Annotated in this window: 14 protein-coding genes; 12 read left to right on the top strand and 2 right to left on the bottom strand. The window is 75.1% G+C overall.

Translation table 11 applies throughout. The features are described 5' to 3' along the window. Positions 1 to 193 precede the first annotated feature (193 nt). From QM788_RS04925 to QM788_RS04905, 5 genes are all read left to right on the top strand, one after another. On the top strand, positions 194 to 1495 hold the full coding sequence (locus tag QM788_RS04925; RefSeq protein WP_415660368.1) for a UDP-N-acetylglucosamine 1-carboxyvinyltransferase: 1302 nt from the start codon (positions 194 to 196) through the stop codon (positions 1493 to 1495). A 66-nt stretch (positions 1496 to 1561) separates the two neighbouring features. Continuing rightward, entirely contained in the window at positions 1562 to 2473 is a 912-nt protein-coding gene (locus tag QM788_RS04920) for a hypothetical protein (protein ID WP_415660367.1), read from the top strand. A gap of 18 nt (positions 2474 to 2491) precedes the next feature. Beyond that, on the top strand, positions 2492 to 3400 hold the full coding sequence (locus QM788_RS04915; RefSeq protein WP_415660366.1) for a pseudouridine synthase: 909 nt from the start codon (positions 2492 to 2494) through the stop codon (positions 3398 to 3400). Next, positions 3397 to 4476, top strand: coding sequence for a DUF484 family protein (locus QM788_RS04910; RefSeq protein WP_415660365.1), 1080 nt, complete (start codon positions 3397 to 3399; stop codon positions 4474 to 4476). The genes QM788_RS04915 and QM788_RS04910 overlap by 4 nt, the downstream gene beginning before the upstream one ends. Positions 4477 to 4546: 70 nt before the next feature. Beyond that, the gene (locus QM788_RS04905) at positions 4547 to 5524 is read left to right on the top strand and encodes a GGDEF domain-containing protein (RefSeq protein ID WP_415660364.1); all 978 of its coding nucleotides are present in this window, start codon (positions 4547 to 4549) and stop codon (positions 5522 to 5524) included. Positions 5525 to 5610: 86 nt separating this feature from the next. Here the strand turns inward: QM788_RS04905 and QM788_RS04900 are convergent, their stop codons facing one another. Continuing rightward, positions 5611 to 6429: an HDOD domain-containing protein gene (locus QM788_RS04900; protein ID WP_415660363.1), complete on the bottom strand. Its 819-nt coding sequence runs from the start codon at positions 6427 to 6429 to the stop codon at positions 5611 to 5613. 39 nt (positions 6430 to 6468) lie between these two features. Continuing rightward, entirely contained in the window at positions 6469 to 7230 is a 762-nt protein-coding gene (locus QM788_RS04895) for a TSUP family transporter (protein ID WP_415660362.1), read from the bottom strand. A gap of 589 nt (positions 7231 to 7819) precedes the next feature. Here QM788_RS04895 and gspG point away from each other — a divergent pair. The 7 genes from gspG to QM788_RS04860 are packed head-to-tail and all read left to right on the top strand — an operon-like array spanning position 7820 to position 15429. Beyond that, positions 7820 to 8242, top strand: a complete 423-nt coding sequence (gene gspG / locus QM788_RS04890) for a type II secretion system major pseudopilin GspG (RefSeq protein WP_415660361.1) — start codon at positions 7820 to 7822, stop codon at positions 8240 to 8242. Continuing rightward, entirely contained in the window at positions 8239 to 9444 is a 1206-nt protein-coding gene (locus tag QM788_RS04885) for a type II secretion system F family protein (RefSeq protein ID WP_415660360.1), read from the top strand. Before gspG ends, QM788_RS04885 begins: the two co-directional genes overlap by 4 nt. Next, positions 9441 to 11036, top strand: coding sequence for a GspE/PulE family protein (locus tag QM788_RS04880; RefSeq protein WP_415660359.1), 1596 nt, complete (start codon positions 9441 to 9443; stop codon positions 11034 to 11036). Before QM788_RS04885 ends, QM788_RS04880 begins: the two co-directional genes overlap by 4 nt. Next, complete coding sequence (locus tag QM788_RS04875; protein WP_415660358.1) at positions 11029 to 12174, top strand: hypothetical protein; 1146 nt, start codon at positions 11029 to 11031, stop codon at positions 12172 to 12174. The genes QM788_RS04880 and QM788_RS04875 overlap by 8 nt, the downstream gene beginning before the upstream one ends. After that, positions 12171 to 12695, top strand: a complete 525-nt coding sequence (locus QM788_RS04870) for a hypothetical protein (RefSeq protein ID WP_415660357.1) — start codon at positions 12171 to 12173, stop codon at positions 12693 to 12695. The genes QM788_RS04875 and QM788_RS04870 overlap by 4 nt, the downstream gene beginning before the upstream one ends. Then, positions 12692 to 13234 carry a hypothetical protein gene (locus tag QM788_RS04865; RefSeq protein ID WP_415660356.1) on the top strand — a complete coding sequence of 181 codons (543 nt, stop codon included), beginning with the start codon at positions 12692 to 12694 and terminating at the stop codon, positions 13232 to 13234. The genes QM788_RS04870 and QM788_RS04865 overlap by 4 nt, the downstream gene beginning before the upstream one ends. Next, a complete protein-coding gene (locus QM788_RS04860) occupies positions 13231 to 15429 on the top strand; it encodes a secretin N-terminal domain-containing protein (RefSeq protein WP_415660355.1) in 2199 nt (732 codons plus the stop codon). The genes QM788_RS04865 and QM788_RS04860 overlap by 4 nt, the downstream gene beginning before the upstream one ends. Positions 15430 to 15445: the final 16 nt, after the last annotated feature.

Genomic DNA, 15445 nt, shown 5'->3' with positions numbered 1-15445 from the left:
GGTTGGGTGGGTACTATTCACATCGCGGGCCGGGTGGATACCCCTGCCAGCCGGCGGCGGCCCGCCCAGGTGAGCGCCCGGTCGAGCCGCCCGGGTTGAGCCGCCCGGGTGGGGGGGCGGCGGCGCCGGGCCGCGCCCGGCGCGGGTAGTCGCAAAGCGCCGAGAATCGCGGCTTCGCCCTCCTGCACCTGCCATGTCCCATCTGATCGTCCACGGCGGCGCGCCCCTCTCGGGCCGCATCGTCCCCTCGGCCAACAAGAACGCCGTCCTTCCCATCCTGTGCGCCACGCTGCTGACCCGCCAGCCGGTGCGCCTGCGCGGCGTGCCCGAGATCACCGACGTGAAGAAGATCGTCGAGGTCTTCCGCAAGCTGGGCTCCAAGGTGGCGCTCGACTTCAGGACCGGCATCCTGGACGTGCACCACCAGGACACGAGGTTCGACCCCAACGTCGACCGGCTGCCCGAGGAGATGCGCTCTTCCATCATGCTGGTGCCCGGCCTGATGGCGCGCTTCGGCGCGGCGCGCATCGAGGACGACGTCAAGGGCTGCACGCTGGGCGCGCGCGAGATCGACCCGCACGTGGAGGTGTTCGAGCGCTTCGGCGCGCAGGTGGAGCGCCTGTCCGACGGGCTGATCCTGCGCGTGCACCGGCCGCTCGCCGCCAACGACCACTGGACGGACTACGCCTCCGTCACCACCACCGAGAACTTCGTGCTGTGCGCGGCGCTGGCCGATGGCGTCTCCACGCTGACCAACGCGGCCAGCGAGCCGCATGTGCAGGAGTTCTGCAACTTCATGTCGCTGCTGGGCGCGCGCATCGAGGGCCACGGCACGTCCAAGCTGAAGATCACCGGCGTGCAGGAGCTCGGCGGCGCCGACTACACCTTCACCGAGGACTTCCACGAGATCGTCACCTTCCTCGCGCTGGGCGCCATCACCGGCGGCCATGTGCAGGTCAAGAACGGCGCGCCGGAGATGTTCCCGCTGCTGGACCGCACCTTCGCCAAGTTCGGCGTGCAGGTCCGCCACGAGGACGGCTGGAGCAGCGTGCAGACCGCCGGCCCGCTGAAGGTGAAGGAGCCCTTCACGCGCAACATCCTGCAGAAGGTCGAGGCCGCGCCCTGGCCCTATGTGCCGGTGGACCTGCTGCCCATCTTCGTCGCGCTGGGCGTGAAGGCCGAGGGCAGCGTGATGTTCTGGAACAAGGTCTACGACGGCGCGATGGGCTGGACCAGCGAGCTCGCCAAGTTCGGCGCGCACGCCTTCCTGAGCGACCCGCACCGCATGATCACCTTCGGCGGCAAGCCGCTGTCGCCGGCCGAGGTGGAGAGCCCCTACATCATCCGCGTGGCCATCGCGCTGCTGATGGTGGCGGCCAGCATCCCGGGCCGCAGCCTGATCCGCAACGCCACGCCCATCCGCCGCGCCCACCCCAACTTCGTCGAGAACATCGGCGGGCTGGGCGCGCGCATGGAGTGGGTGGAGGGCGACTGAAGGTGGGGGCGCCCGCCCGGCCCCGCCCGCACCGCGTCCGCCGCGCCGGACGCGGGCGCGGCTGACATGCGCGCGGGACTGGTCCTGGCGGCCCTGCTGTCGGCCACGGCGGCGCCTGCCGCGCCGCCGCTGCCGGCCGGGGACGCCATCCGCTGGGTCGCGCAGAACGTGCCGCCGCACTTCGGCTTCGTCCACGGCCGCGCGCCGCGCAGCGTCGCCGAGCTGGGGCATGGCGAGGTGGACGGCTTCATGCGCGTGCTGCTGCCGCGCATCGCCGGCTACCGGCACGAGTTCGTCGAGGCCAGCACGGCCCGCTACGAGGCCGACAGCCGCGCCGGCCAGACGATGTGCTCCACGCTGCACGTGCGCACGCCCGAGCGCCTGCGCTGGGCCTATTTCTCACACCTCTATCCGCCGATGGCCTCGCGCGAGATCCACGTCATCGTCCACCGCGACCTGCTGCCGCGGCTGGCCGGGGAGCGCCCGGCGGAGGGCCGCCTCCTGCTGGCCGACCTGCTGCGGCGCCCCGAGCTGCGCCCGCTGCTGGCGCGCGACCGCGCCTACGGCGCGCAGATCGACCGGCTGCTCAGCCGCCACGCCGTGCCGCGCCTGGCCGTGGGCGCGCAGCTCAGCACCCAGCTGCTGGGCATGCTGCGCGCCGGCCGCATGGACTACACGCTGGAGTACCCGGCGGTGGTCGGCGACTACCTCGCCCGCGTCGGCGACCCCGGCGCCCTGGTCGCGCTGCCGGTGGCCGAGGGCCTGAGCACGCTGCTGGCCACCGTGTCCTGCAGCCGCACGCCCGAGGGCCGGCGGCAGATCGAGGCCATCGACGCGGCCGTGCGCGCGCTCGCCCGCGAGGGCAGCCGCGAGGCCTGGGTGCGCGAGTGGCGCGGCGAGCGCACCGACCCGCAGGACCTGAGGCGGCTGAACGCCTACATGGACGAGCGCGCCCGCGGCGGGCCGCGCATCGAGTAACGCGGACCGAGCAACGCCGTGGCCCGCCCGCCCAAACCCGCCCTGCCGCTGCGCGACGGCGTGGCCGCCAGCGCGGTGTTCTGCCCGGCCGGCCCCTGGCCCACGCTGGTGGCCTTTTTGCGCGAGCGCCTGCCGCGCGTGGACGACTGGCCCGAGCGCCTGGCCCGCGGCGACGTGGTGGGCGACGACGGCCGCCCCGTGCCCGACGCGCCCTACCGCGCCGGCCGCCGCGTCTACTACTGGCGCTGGCTGGCCGTGGAGCCCGAGCTGCCGGGCGAGGTGCGCATCGTGTTCCAGGACGAGCACCTGCTGGTGGCCGACAAGCCGCACTTCCTGCCCGTCACGCCCAGCGGCCTGTACGCGCGGCAGACGCTGATGGCCCGGCTGCGCCACGCCACCGGCCTCGCCGGCCTGATCCCCATCCACCGGCTGGACCGCGAGACGGCCGGGCTGGTCGCCTTCAGCGTGTGCCCGGCCGAGCGCGACGCCTACCACCGGCTGTTCCGCGAGCGCAGCGTCGAGAAGGTCTACGACGCCGTCGCGCCCGCGGGCGCCGGCCCCTGGCCGCGCGTCGTGCGGCACCGGCTGGCGGAGCCGGCCGGCGAGGGCTTCATGCAGATGCAGGTGGTGGCCGGCGAGCCCAACGCCGAGACCTGGATCGACCTGGCCGAGCCGCTGGCCGGCGGCCTGGCGCGCTACGAGCTGCGCCCGCGCACCGGCGCGCGCCACCAGCTGCGCGCGCAGATGAACGCGCTGGGCCTGCCCCTCGTCGGCGACCGCATCTACCCGGTGCTGCAGCCGCACGAGAACCCGCCGCGGCTGGACGCGCCGCTGCAGCTGGTCGCCCGCGAGCTCGCGTTCACGGACCCGGTGACGGGCCAGCCGCGCCGCTTCGCGCGCCCGCCCGCCACAATCGTGCCGCCATGACCGCCGCCAACCTCTCCGCCCAAGTCCAGGCGCTGCGCCGCCAGTTGCGCTCGTTGCTGGAGGCCGCGCACGACAACGAGCGCAAGCTGGACCGCTTCGACGCGCTGGAGCGCCGCCTGGTCGCCGTCGGCTCGATGGAGGAGCTGGTCACGCTGCTGCTGGTGGACTGCCGCGACGACTTCGGCCTGGACGCCGCCGAGCTGTGGCTGCTGGACCCGGAGGAGGAGCTGCGCCGCGCGCTGCCCGCGCTGCCCATGGCCCGCGCGCCGCGCCTGCTGGGCAGCCACGCGCCGCTGGTGGCGCTGTTCGGCGCGGTGCGCGCCACGCGCCTTATCGGCCCGGACGGCGGCGCGCTGCTGGCCCAGGCCTTCGAGCCCGGCACGCCGGTGCGCTCCGCCGCGCTGCTGCCGCTGATCCGCCAGGGCCTGCTCATCGGCAGCCTGCACCTGGGCGCGCGCGACCCCGAGCGCTACGACGCGCAGTCCGGCACCAAGTTCCTGGACCGCCTGGCGGCCATCGCCGCCATCGCCATCGAGAGCATGCTCAATCGCGAGCGCCTGCGTCGCGCCGGCATGACCGACGGCCTGACCGGCGTCCACAACCGCCGCTACTTCGACCACCGCAGCCTCATCGAGTTCAGCCAGGCCGTGCGCCACCGCTACCCGCTGGCCTGCCTGTTCCTGGACATCGACCACTTCAAGGCCATCAACGACGGCCACGGCCACCCGGCGGGCGACGAGGTGCTGCGCCAGGTGGGCGGCCTCATCCAGCGCTCGCTGCGCGCGGGCGACCTGGCCGCGCGCTACGGCGGCGAGGAATTCGTCGTGCTGCTGCCGCGCACCGGCGAGGCCGGCGCCCGCGAGGTGGCCGAGCGCATCCGGCTGACGGTGCAGGAGGCGCCCTTCGTCACGCCCGAGGGCGGCACCATCGGCGCCACGCTGTCCGCCGGGCTGGCCATGCTGCCGGCCAATGCGGGCAGCTTCGCCGACCTGCTGTCCGCCGCCGACCGCGCGCTCTACGAGGCCAAGCGCAGCGGGCGCAACCGCACCGTGTCGCTGGGCGACGACCCGGCCTGACCCCCGAGGTTCCCACACTGCACAGGCCCGGCCGGGCCGGGACAATCGGTGCCGCCGCCCGGCCCGCCCGATGAACACCGACTCCCTCGCCGACCCCCTGGACCGCGCCCCGCCGCCGCGCCGGCCGGGGTCGCTGCGGCTGCGGCTGGCGCTCGGGCTGCTGGCGCTGAACGCCGCCGTCGCCGCGCTGTGCGAGTGGAGCCTGGGCGGCTTCGCCGGCCCCGCCGAGGGCCTGGCGCCGCTGGCCTGGCTGGTGCTGCTGCTGACGGCAGCGCAGCTGCTGCTCGTCGAGGCCTGGCTGCTGCGCCCGCTGCGCCGGCTGGCGGCGGCGTGCGAGGCGCTCGATGCCGCCCCCGCGCCGCTGGACGACGCCGGTGCCGCCGCCCCGGCCGAGCTGGGCCGCATCGGCCATGCGCTGCGGCGCATGCGCGGCGCGCTGTGGCAGCAGGAGCAGGCGGCCCGCGGGCACCGCGACGAACTGGCCCGCCAGCGCCTGCTGCTGGAGCAGGCCCATGCCGCGCTGGCCGAGCAGCAGCGCCAGCTCGCCGGCCTGGCCCGCACCGACGCGCTGACCGGCCTCGCCAACCAGCGCGCCTTCGACGAGGCCTTGCGCCGCGAGTTCAAGCGCGCCCAGCGCCAGCGCGGCCTGCTGGCCGTGGCCGTGCTGGACCTGGACCAGTTCCGGCAGTTCAACGCCACGCACGGCGCCAGCGCGGGCGACGCGGCGCTGCAGCGCGTGGCGGCGCTGCTCCATGAACGCATCCGGCGCGACACCGACGTGGTCGCCCGCCTGGGCGGCGAGGAGTTCGTCGTGCTGCTGCCGGGCGCCGGCATGGCCGAGGCGCAAGGCCTGCTGGAGGCCCTGCGCGACGACCTGCGCGCGCTGCGCCTGCCCGACGGCGGCGGCGGCCTGACCCTGAGCGTGGGCCTGGCCGCGGCCAGCCCGGCCCACCCCTACCTGAGCGCGCAGGCGCTGCTGCAGGCGGCCGACGAGGCGCTCTACATCGCCAAGCACGCCGGCCGCGACCGCCTCAGCCTGGCAGCTTGAAAACAGGTTCTGAAGTGGGGGCCCGTCGCGCCGCAGGCCGCGACCCCTTCAGCGGCCGGCGAAGCCGGTAGGGGGTGGGCCGTCCCTCAGCGGCCGTGTTCCTGGGCGGCGGTCAGCTGCTCGCTGACCCGCCGCGCCGCGCGCAGCACCAGCGTCTCGTCCAGCTGCGCCTGCGGCGCGATCCGGCGGGCCACTTCGTCCAGCTGCTCGGGCTGGTTCAGCAGCGCCCAGGCCACCGTGGAGATCGCCGCGACGCTGGGGCGCGCCAGGTTCTCGGGCATGGTCAGCGTGGCCTGCACCTCGACGTGGTGGCGCACGCTGGCCACGGCGGCCGGCGCCAGGCCCCAGCTCTCGCACAGCGCCGCGCCCAGCGCGTCGTGGCTGACGCCGAAGGCGGTGCGCTCCAGCTCCACCAGCTCCACGTCGCGCGGCGCGGCGCGCAGCATGGCCGGGTAGTGGGCCGGCGCGTGGCGGTACAGCACCGCCTTGCCGCATTCCTCGAACAGCCCCGCCGAGTGCGCGGCCCAGGGGTCCACGCCCAGCATCTGGCCCATGCGGCCCATCAGCAGGCCGCGCTGCGACGCGCGCCGCCACACCGACTCCAGCTCCGCCGCGCCCGGGAAGGCGGCCCGCAGCCCCATCTCGAACGTGATGGCCGCCACCTCGCGCATGCCCAGGTAGGTCAGCGCCTGGTGCACCGTCTGCACCCGGCCGCGCAGGCCGTACAGCGAGGAGTTCACCGCCTTCATCACCGCGGCGGCCAGCGCCATGTCGGTCTCCACCAGCGCCGACATCGCCTGCAGGTCGATGTCCTCGGCGGCCATCAGCAGCGAGAGCTTGACCAGCACCTCGGGCTGGGTCGGGATCTCGATGTCCAGATTGCGCAGTTCAGGATCGACGGGCATGGTGTCTCGGGGCCGGTGGGGGGAGGGCCGGATCGTAGTTCAGCGCAGGAAGGCGTCCCAGGCGGTCTTCAGGATGAGCGCCCCGACGACGACGATGAACACGCAGCGCACGAAGCTGGCCCCGTGCCGCAGCGCCAGCCGCGTGCCCAGCAGGCTGCCGGCCACGTTGGTCACCGCCATCACCGCCGCGACCTGCCACCATACATGCCCCTTGCCGACGAACAGCGCGATGGCGGCCAGGTTGGTCAGCAGGTTCATCAGCTTGGCCGTGGCCGACGCGTGCAGGAAGTCGTAGCCCAGCAGCCGCACGAACAGGAACACGAAGAAGCTGCCGGTGCCCGGGCCGAAGAAGCCGTCGTAGAAGCCCACGGCCAGCGCGATGGCGCCGGCCACCAGCGCCTCGGCGCGGCCGGCGAAGCGCGGCCGGTGCTCGCGGCCGAGGTCCTTCTTCGCCAGCGTGTAGAGGAACACGGCCAGCAGCACCAGCGGCAGCGCCTTGCGCAGGCCGTCGGCGTGCATCAGCGTCAGCGCCCAGGCGCCGGTGAAGCTGCCGGCGCCGGCCAGCACCGCCGCCGGCATCAGCCGCCGCCACGGCAGGTCCACGCGCCGGACGTACTGCAGCGTGGCCCAGCCCGTGCCCCAGACCGACGCGCCCTTGTTCGTGCCCAGCAGCGTGGCCGGCGCGGCGCCGGGGAAGGTGCTGAACAGCGCCGGCACCAGCACCAGGCCGCCGCCCCCCGCCACCGCATCGATGAAACCCGCGAGCAGCGAGGCAAGGGCGACGGTAAAGAGTTCGAGCATGTCGGATGTCCATCAACGCGACGCGGCCGTCGTGCATGTCATCGGGCCGAGCGCCGGGCCGCCCCAAGCCGGCCCGTCGGGCGACGGCTGCCGGTCGAACCGGCAGATGTCGCCGTCCCCCGGGGGACCGCCCAGGCCCGCCCGCGTCCAGCGGCGCGGGCCTGGGCGAGGGGCACAAATAAAACGGCCACCAAGGGGTGCCTTGGTGGCCGGTGGGATTGTCTTCGGGGTCACGAAGCAATCAGGCTTGTCTTGTCTCCTCACAACCCGCCCGGCGACCCTGGAGCCTGGGCTCCCGGACCGCGTCGAGTGGCGTGAATGTATTGCCCCGTGCCGGTGCATGCCACTGGGGTAAGCCCGGCATTCTGAGTCGGGACAGGGCGCTGGCGCCCTGTGGTGGTGCACTTCCCCGGGGGCCGTCGGCCGGGGTGACTGTTGCGCGGAACCGACAGCCCGGGCCCGGCGCGCGGCGGGGGCGCCGGACCGGGCGGCGTCACGGCCGTCCCTGAGAATGCGGGTCGGTCAAATCCTTATTGCCGGCCCGGGGCCGGCGATGAACAGTGCGCCCTCCCGCAGTACCCGCCCGCCCATGTCCCGTTCCCCTCTCCTCCGCTCCCGCGGCTTCACCCTGCTGGAGCTGCTCGTCGTCATGGTCATCATCGGGCTGCTGGCCGGCTATGTCGGCCCGAAGTTCTTCGGCCAGATCGGCAAGAGCGAGGTGAAGGCCGCCCGGGCGCAGATCGACGCGCTGCAGAAGTCGCTGGACCAGTACCGCCTGGACGTGGGCCGCTACCCCGGCACCGAGCAGGGCCTGGCCGTGCTGGTCGCCAAGCCGGCCGACGAGCCGAAGTGGCAGGGGCCCTACCTCAGCAAGGCCGTGCCCAAGGATCCCTGGGGCAACGACTACCAGTACCGCAGCCCCGGCGAGCACGGCGAATACGACCTGCTGAGCCTGGGCAAGGACGGCCGCCCCGGCGGCGAGGGTGAGGACGCCGACCTCACCTCCTGGTGACGCTTTCCGTGCCGCAGTTCCAGACCCGCGTGCTGCGCGCCGGTGCCGTCAGCAGCGAGCGCGTGGAGGCGCCCGACCGCGCCGCCGTGGCGGCGGCGCTGGGCGTGTCGCCGCAGCATGTGCTGGAGGTCCGCGAGATCGCGCCGGCCGGGCCCGCCAGGCCCTGGCGCCGCGACGCGCGCTTCCCGCTGCAGCTGTTCAGCCAGGAGCTGGCCGTGCTGCTGGATGCCGGCATCGCGCTGCTGGAGGCGCTGCACACGCTGCGCGAGAAGGAGGGCCAGCCGGGCGTGCGCGCGGCGCTGGACGCCGTCGTCGCGCAGATCGAGCAGGGCCAGCCGCTGTCCGCCGCGCTGCGCCGGCAGCCGCAGGCCTTCGACGAGCTGATCTGCGCCATCGTCGCGGCCAACGAGAAGACCGGCCAGCTCTCCACCGCGCTGGCCCAGCATGCGCGCTACCTGGCCTGGGTGGACGCGCTGCGCTCGCGCCTGGTCGCCGCGCTGGTCTACCCGCTGATGCTGCTGGGCGTGGGCGGCGCGGTCATCCTGTTCCTGCTGCTCTACGTGCTGCCGCGCTTCGCCGGCATCCTGGAAGCGACCAGCGCCGACCTGCCCTGGGCCTCGCGGGTGCTGATCGAGTTCGGCCAGACGGCTGGCGCGCACCCGGGCTGGGTGCTTGGCGGCCTGGCGGCGCTGGGCTTCGGCGCCTATGCGCTGCTGCGCCAGCCCGCCGTGCGCCAGCGCGCGCAGGGCCTGCTGTGGACGCTGCCCGGCCTGGGCCCGCGGCTGCGCGTGCTGGCGCTGGCGCGGCTGTACCGCTCGCTGGCGATGCTGCTGGCCTCGGGCGTGCCGGCGCTGGCGGCGCTGAGGATCGTCGTGGACGTGGTGGCCGCGCCATGGCGCGCGGCGGTGCGCGCGGCGGCGGCGCAGGTCGAGCGCGGCGAGCGGCTGTCGGCGGCCTTCGACGCGCAGGACCTGGCCACGCCGGTCGCGCGCCGCATGCTGCGCGTCGGCGAGCGCAGCGGCGAGGTCGCGGCGATGCTGGAGCGCGCCGCCGCCTTCCACGACGAGGAGGCCGCGCGGCTGACCGACCTGCTGACCCGCCTCGTGAACCCGGCGCTGATGCTCGTCATGGGCGTGCTGATCGGCGGGATCATCGTGCTGATGTATTTGCCGATCTTCCAGCTGGTGGAGCAGGTGCAATGACGACGACGCTCACCGACTGGCTGCCGGCGGGGCAGGGGCCGTGGCACCTGGACTTCGAGCAATGGCCGCAGGCCCAGGCGCAGCGCTGGCGCGCGGTGCTGGCCGTCGGCGCGGACGGCCGCCGCGTGCTGCTCGCCGAGCGCGACGAGGACGCGATGCTGCTGCAGAGCGTCGAGTCGCGGCTCGACGCGCCGGTCGGCTGGCAGCGCGCGTCGGCCGAGGCGGTGACGCATTTCCTCGGCGCCGGCGAGGCGGACTTCCGCGCGCTGTCGGACGTCGAAGACGCGCTGGCGACCGTCGAGGACCCCACCGAGGAGCTGTCCGCGCTGGCGCTGAGCGAGCAGGCCAGCCCGGTCGTGCGGCTGCTGAACGCGACGATCTACGACGCGCTGCAGGACGGCGCGTCCGACATCCACATCGAATGCACCGCCCGCGGCGCGGCGATCCGCTTCCGCGTGGACGGCGTGATGGCGCTGGTGCGCCCGGTGGAGGGGCCGCAGGTCGCGGAGCAGCTGGTGTCGCGGCTCAAGGTGATGGCCGAACTCGACATCGGCGAGCGCCGGCTGCCGCAGGACGGCCGCTTCAAGCTGCGCGTGCAGGGCCGCGAGATCGACTTCCGGCTCAGCATCATGCCCAGCGTGTTCGGCGAGGACGCCGTCATCCGCATCCTGGACCGCGCGGCAATAGCCCGCGCCGGCACGCTGACGCTGGACGCCCTGGGCTTCGGCGCCGAGGAGCGTGCCGCCATCCGCCATCAGGCGCGCCAGCCGCACGGCATGCTGCTGGTCACCGGCCCGACCGGCTCCGGCAAGACGACCACGCTGTACGCGACGCTGGCCGAGATCCACACCGGCGCCGACAAGATCATCACCATCGAAGACCCGGTGGAATACCAGCTGGCCGGCGTCGTGCAGATCCCCGTCAACGAGAAGAAGGGGCTGAGCTTCTCGCGCGGCCTGCGCTCCATCCTGCGCCACGACCCCGACCGCGTGATGGTCGGCGAGATCCGCGACGCCGAGACCGCGCAGATCGCCGTGCAGGCCGCGCTGACCGGGCACCTGGTCTTCAGCACGGTGCATGCGAACAACGCCTTCGACGTGATCGGCCGCTTCATGCACATGGGGCTGGACCTCTACAACGTCGTGTCGGCGCTGAACGCGGTGCTGGCGCAGCGCCTGGTGCGGCTGACCTGCACGCACTGCGCGCAGCCGTTCGCGCCCGACGCGGCGACCCTGGCGCGCCACGGCCTGAATGTCAGCCCCCGGTCGGCGGATACGCCGACCGCCCCCCAAGGGGGCCCAGCCGCCCTTGGGAGCGGCCCGGCGGGCGGCTGGAGCAACGGCAACTTCATGAAGGGCGAGGGCTGCGGCCACTGCCGCGGCACCGGCTACAAGGGCCGGCGCGCGGTGGCGGAGCTGCTCAAGCTCGACGACGGCCTGCGCGACCTGATCGCCGCGCGGGCGCCGATGTCCGAGATCAAGGCCGCCGCGAAGGCGCGCGGCATGAAGTCGCTGCGCGAGATGGCCCTGGCCGCCGTGTGCCGCGGCGAGACCACTTTCGAGGAGCTGGAACGTGTCACCCTCGATGAGTGAGCGCCTGCGCCAGCGGCTGGCCGCGCGCGTCGCCAGGCCGCGGCGCCTGTTCTTCACGGCCGGCGGCGGCGAGTTCGAGGCCTGGTGCCGCGAGCGGCCGGGCACGGCGGTCGAGCTGCTCGTCAGCGCCCGCGCGCTGCACGAGCTGGCCGCCGAGCCGGGCCTGCCGCTGGCCGGCCTGGACGCCGTGCGGGCCTATGCGCAGCAGCAGTTCGCGCACTACTTCGGCGCCGCCGCGCAGCGCTTCGCGGTCGCGCCGTGGCAGCTGGGCGAGGCGGCCGGCGCATCGGCGCTGCACGGGCTGGACCTGGCCGCGCTGCGCAGCCAGGCCGAGGCCGCGCGCGTGCGCCTGGCCGCCGTGCGGCCGGCCTGGGCCGCGTGGCTGGCGTCGCTGCCGGCCGCGACGCGCGCCGGCTCGGGCCGCCTGGTCTGGCACGAGGGCGCCGCAGGCGACATGACGGCCGTCGTCATCCAGCTCGACCAGGGCCGCGTCACCGGCCTGCAGTCGCGCCGCGTGCAGGGCCTGGCCGATCTCGGCGCCGCGCCGCTGGCCGTCGGCGGGCCCGGCGACGACCTGGCCGCCCGGCCCGGCCCGGCGACGCCGCAGCCCGACTTCCTGCCCCGCGCCGGCCGCTCGCCGCTGGCCTGGCCGTTGGCGGCCACCGGCGCGCTGGTGCTGGCCACGGCCGCGTGGAGCGCCGCCGACAGCCACCGCGCGCTGGCCGTGGCCCAGGCCGCGCGCGATCGCGCCGCCGCGCTGCGCCCCGCCGCCGTGGCCGCCGCCGCGCCGCCGCGCCGCGCCGCCGCCGCCGCCGTACCGGCGGAGAACCGCTCGGCCCGCGAGGCCCGCGCGCTGCTGGCCATGCCGTGGGAGCCGCTGCTGGCGCGCGTGGAGACCGCGGGCGCGCAGGCCAGGACCATCGCCTGGCTGGGCCTGGACGCCAGCGCCGCGCGCGGCGAGCTGCGCCTGGAGGGCCTGACGCCCGACCGGCTGCTGGCGCTGCAGCTGGCCGAGCAGCTGGGCGGCACGCCGGGCTGGCGGCAGGTGGTGCTGTCGCGCTTCTCGGCCGCCGAGGCGGGGCTGGCGGGCCAGCGCTTCGAGATCAGCGCCCGCGTGCCGACCGGAGACGCGCCATGAACCCGCGCGCCGCGCTGAAGTGGCTGGGCGCGCCCGGCCTGGCCGGCCTGGCCGCGCTCGCGCTGGCCGCCGCGGCCGCCGTGGCGGGCCAGCGCTGGGACGCCCGGGCCGCCGCGCTGCAGGCCGAGGCCCGCGCGCTGCGCGCGCAGACGGCGCCCGGGGCTGCCGCAGCCGCCGCCATCGCGCCGGCGCCGGCCAGCCTGCAGCAGTGGCAGGCCGGCCTGCCGACGGCAGCCGACCGCCAGCAGCGCCTGGCCGACCTGCTGGAGCTGGGCATCCGGCTGGAGCTGAACGGCGCGCGGACCGAGCACCGGCTGGCCGCCGCCGAGGGCCTGGAGCGGCTGCGCGTGAGCATGCCGGTCACCGGCGGCTACGGCCAGCTGCGCCGCTTCATCGGCGCCGCGCTGGCGCACGACCCGGCGCTGAGCCTGGACGCGCTCAAGCTGCGCCGCGCCAGCCCGCTGGCGGCCGAGGTGGAGGCCGAGCTGCAATGGTCGCTGCACGGGCGGGCCGCGCCATGACGGCGACGACCGCCATGGCGCCGCGCCGGCTCGTCCTCGGCGGTGCCCTCGCGGCCACGTTGGCCGCGACCGCGTGGGTCGCGACGCGGCCCGACGACGACGGCGGAGCCGCCGCGGCCGCCGTGGTGGCGCCCGCGCGCCGCCCGGCCGCCACGGCCGTCACCGCCACCTCCGCCGCTTCCAGCCCCCCCGCCGCCGGCCGCGCGCCATGGGCGGAGGTTCCGCCTGCCCAGCTCGCCGCCTGGCAACCGCCGCCGCCTCCGCCGGCGCCACCGCCCCCGCCGCCGGCCGTGCTGGCCCCGCCGCCGCCCGTGGCGCCGCCGCTGTCCTACCAGATGATCGGCCGCCTCGTCGAAGGCGAGGGCGCCCGGGCCGTCGAGGTGGCGCTGCTGGCCGGCGCCAGCCGCACGCTGGACGTGCGGCGCGGCGACGTCATCGACGGCCAGTGGCGCGTCGAGCAGGTGTCGGCCGGCGGCGTCAGCCTGACCTGGCTGCCGGCCAGGCTCCCCCAGAACATCGTCTTCAAGGCCGTTCCATGAAGCAGATCCTCCTCCTGGTCAGCGCCCTGCTGCTGACGGCCTGCGCCAACCCGGCGCTGCGCCAGGCCGAAGACCTCGGCCGCAGCAACCAGTGGCCGGCCGCGCTGCGCGTGCTGGACGACGCCGTCGCCAAGGACCCGGCCGACCCGGCGCTGCGCGCCGCGCAGGTGCGGGCCCGCGAGCGGGCCTCGGCGCGGCTGATCCTGCAGATCGAGGCGTTGCGGGCGGCAAGCCGCTGGGACGAGGCCGCCGCGCTGCTCGGCCAACTGGCGCTGGCCGACGCCAGGCACCCGCGGCTGGCCGCGCTGGGCGTGGACATCGACCGCGGCCGCCGCCACGAGGCGCAGCTGGCCGCCGGCCGCGCGGCGCTGAAGGCGGGCCGCGTCGAGCGGGCGGAGGCCATCGCGCGCGAGATCCTGGCCGAGTCGCCCCAGCACCCCGGCGCGCGGCTGCTGGCCAGCCAGGTCGCGCAGGCGCGGCCGCTGGAGTCGGCCGTCGGCGAGCTGGGCCCGGGCTTCCAGAAGCCGGTGACGCTGGAGTTCCGCGACGCGCCGCTGCGCCAGGTCTTCGAGGCGCTGGCGCGCAGCAGCGGCGTCAACTTCGTGTTCGACAAGGACGTGCGCACCGACGCGCGCGTGACCACCTTCCTGCGCGGCGTGACGCTGGACGAGGCCATGCGCGTCATCCTCGGCACGCAGCAGCTGGACCGCAAGCTGCTCAACGAATCGTCGGTGCTGATCTTCCCGAACACGGCCGCCAAGCAGCGCGAGCACCAGGAGCTCATCACGCGCACGCTGTACCTGACCAACGCCGACGTGAAGCAGGTGCAGGCCATGGCGCGCACCATCGCCAAGGTGCGCGACATCCACATCGACGAGCGGCTGAACCTGCTGATCGTGCGCGACACGCCCGAGGTGGTGCGCCTGGTCGAGAAGCTGATCGCCTCGGTGGACCTGCCCGAGCCCGAGGTGATGCTGGAGGTGGAGGTGATGGAGCTGGCGACCGACCAGGTCGACACGCTGGGCCTGCAGTGGCCCGAGGAGGTGCAGCTGGGCATCAGCGACGCGGCCGGCAACATCCCGTCGCGCGTGTTCATCGGCGGCGGCAACCCGGTCAACTTCCGCGCCAGCATCGCCAACCCGGCCATCGTCGCCACGCTGCGCGGCACGGGCGGCAACTCCAACATCCTGGCCAACCCCAAGATCCGCGTGCGCAACCGCGACAAGGCCAAGGTCCACATCGGCCAGAAGCTGCCGGTGTTCACGACGACGACCAACTTCACCGGCTCCACGTCGGTGGCCGCGTCGGTGTCCTACCTGGACATCGGCCTGAAGCTGGACGTGGAGCCCACCATCCAGCTGGACAACGACGTGGTCATCAAGGTCGGGCTGGAGGTCAGCAACCTGATCCGCCAGGTCACCGGCCCCGGCGGCACGACGGCCTACGAGATCGGCACGCGCAACACCTCCACGACGCTGCGCCTGGCCGACGGCGAGACCCAGGTGCTGGCCGGCCTCATCAACGACGAGGACCGCAAGAGCGCCGCCGGCATCCCCGGGCTGTCGCGGCTGCCGGTGCTCGGGCGGCTGTTCGGCACGCAGACCGACACGCGCGCCAAGACCGAGGTGGTGCTGCTGATCACGCCGCGCGTCGTGCGCAACCTGGCCGTGCCGGACGCCTCGCTGACCCGCCTGGCCAGCGGCGTGGACGCCAGCCCCGGCGCCTACTCCAGCCTGCTGCGCCGCGAGGCCCGGGTCGGCGTGGCGCCGAGCAGCGCGGGCGCGCCGGTGGGCGGCGCACCCGCCGGCGTGCCGCCGGCCGCCCCGGTGTCCGACGCCCAGCCGCCCGGCGGTGAGGCGACGCTGAAACTGGACGTGACGCCGCAGATCCCGGCCGGCGGCACCGTGTCCGTCGCGCTGAAGAACGACAGCGGCCTGCAGGTCAAGGGCGAGCTGGAGTACGACGCCGGCCGGCTGACGCCGGTGCAGCCGCTGGCCAACGCCGCCGCGGGCCGCTATCCGGTGGAGCTGCCGCCGCGGGGCGAGCGCGTCGTCGTGCTGCGCGCGCTGCCGCCGGCCGCGGGCCAGGTGCTCAACATCGGCCTGGGTGGCCTGTCGGCCACCGGGCTGAACGGCGAGTCCGCGCCGGTGCGCATCGAGGGCGTGGGCCTGCTGACCGTGGACGCGGCGAAATGAGGCGCCCCGTCCAGGG

Source organism: Roseateles sp. (assembly GCF_047654785.1).
Classification (GTDB): Bacteria; Pseudomonadota; Gammaproteobacteria; order Burkholderiales; family Burkholderiaceae_C; genus Pelomonas.
The sequence above is the reverse complement of the archived record's forward strand: the minus strand, read 5'-3'. Positions and strand labels throughout refer to the sequence as shown.

Bases quoted from the DNA above. Each gene is read 5' to 3' on its own strand.
- QM788_RS04905 (WP_415660364.1), top strand. From the start codon at position 4,547: ATGAACACCGACTCCCTCGCCGACCCCCTGGACCGCGCCCCGCCGCCG.
- QM788_RS04895 (WP_415660362.1), bottom strand. From the start codon at position 7,230: ATGCTCGAACTCTTTACCGTCGCCCTTGCCTCGCTGCTCGCGGGTTTC.
- QM788_RS04860 (WP_415660355.1), top strand. From the start codon at position 13,231: ATGAAGCAGATCCTCCTCCTGGTCAGCGCCCTGCTGCTGACGGCCTGC.
- QM788_RS04900 (WP_415660363.1), bottom strand. From the start codon at position 6,429: ATGCCCGTCGATCCTGAACTGCGCAATCTGGACATCGAGATCCCGACC.
- QM788_RS04865 (WP_415660356.1), top strand. From the start codon at position 12,692: ATGACGGCGACGACCGCCATGGCGCCGCGCCGGCTCGTCCTCGGCGGT.
- QM788_RS04920 (WP_415660367.1), top strand. From the start codon at position 1,562: ATGCGCGCGGGACTGGTCCTGGCGGCCCTGCTGTCGGCCACGGCGGCG.
- QM788_RS04880 (WP_415660359.1), top strand. From the start codon at position 9,441: ATGACGACGACGCTCACCGACTGGCTGCCGGCGGGGCAGGGGCCGTGG.
- QM788_RS04875 (WP_415660358.1), top strand. From the start codon at position 11,029: ATGAGTGAGCGCCTGCGCCAGCGGCTGGCCGCGCGCGTCGCCAGGCCG.
- QM788_RS04925 (WP_415660368.1), top strand. From the start codon at position 194: ATGTCCCATCTGATCGTCCACGGCGGCGCGCCCCTCTCGGGCCGCATC.
- gspG (WP_415660361.1), top strand. From the start codon at position 7,820: ATGTCCCGTTCCCCTCTCCTCCGCTCCCGCGGCTTCACCCTGCTGGAG.
- QM788_RS04870 (WP_415660357.1), top strand. From the start codon at position 12,171: ATGAACCCGCGCGCCGCGCTGAAGTGGCTGGGCGCGCCCGGCCTGGCC.
- QM788_RS04910 (WP_415660365.1), top strand. From the start codon at position 3,397: ATGACCGCCGCCAACCTCTCCGCCCAAGTCCAGGCGCTGCGCCGCCAG.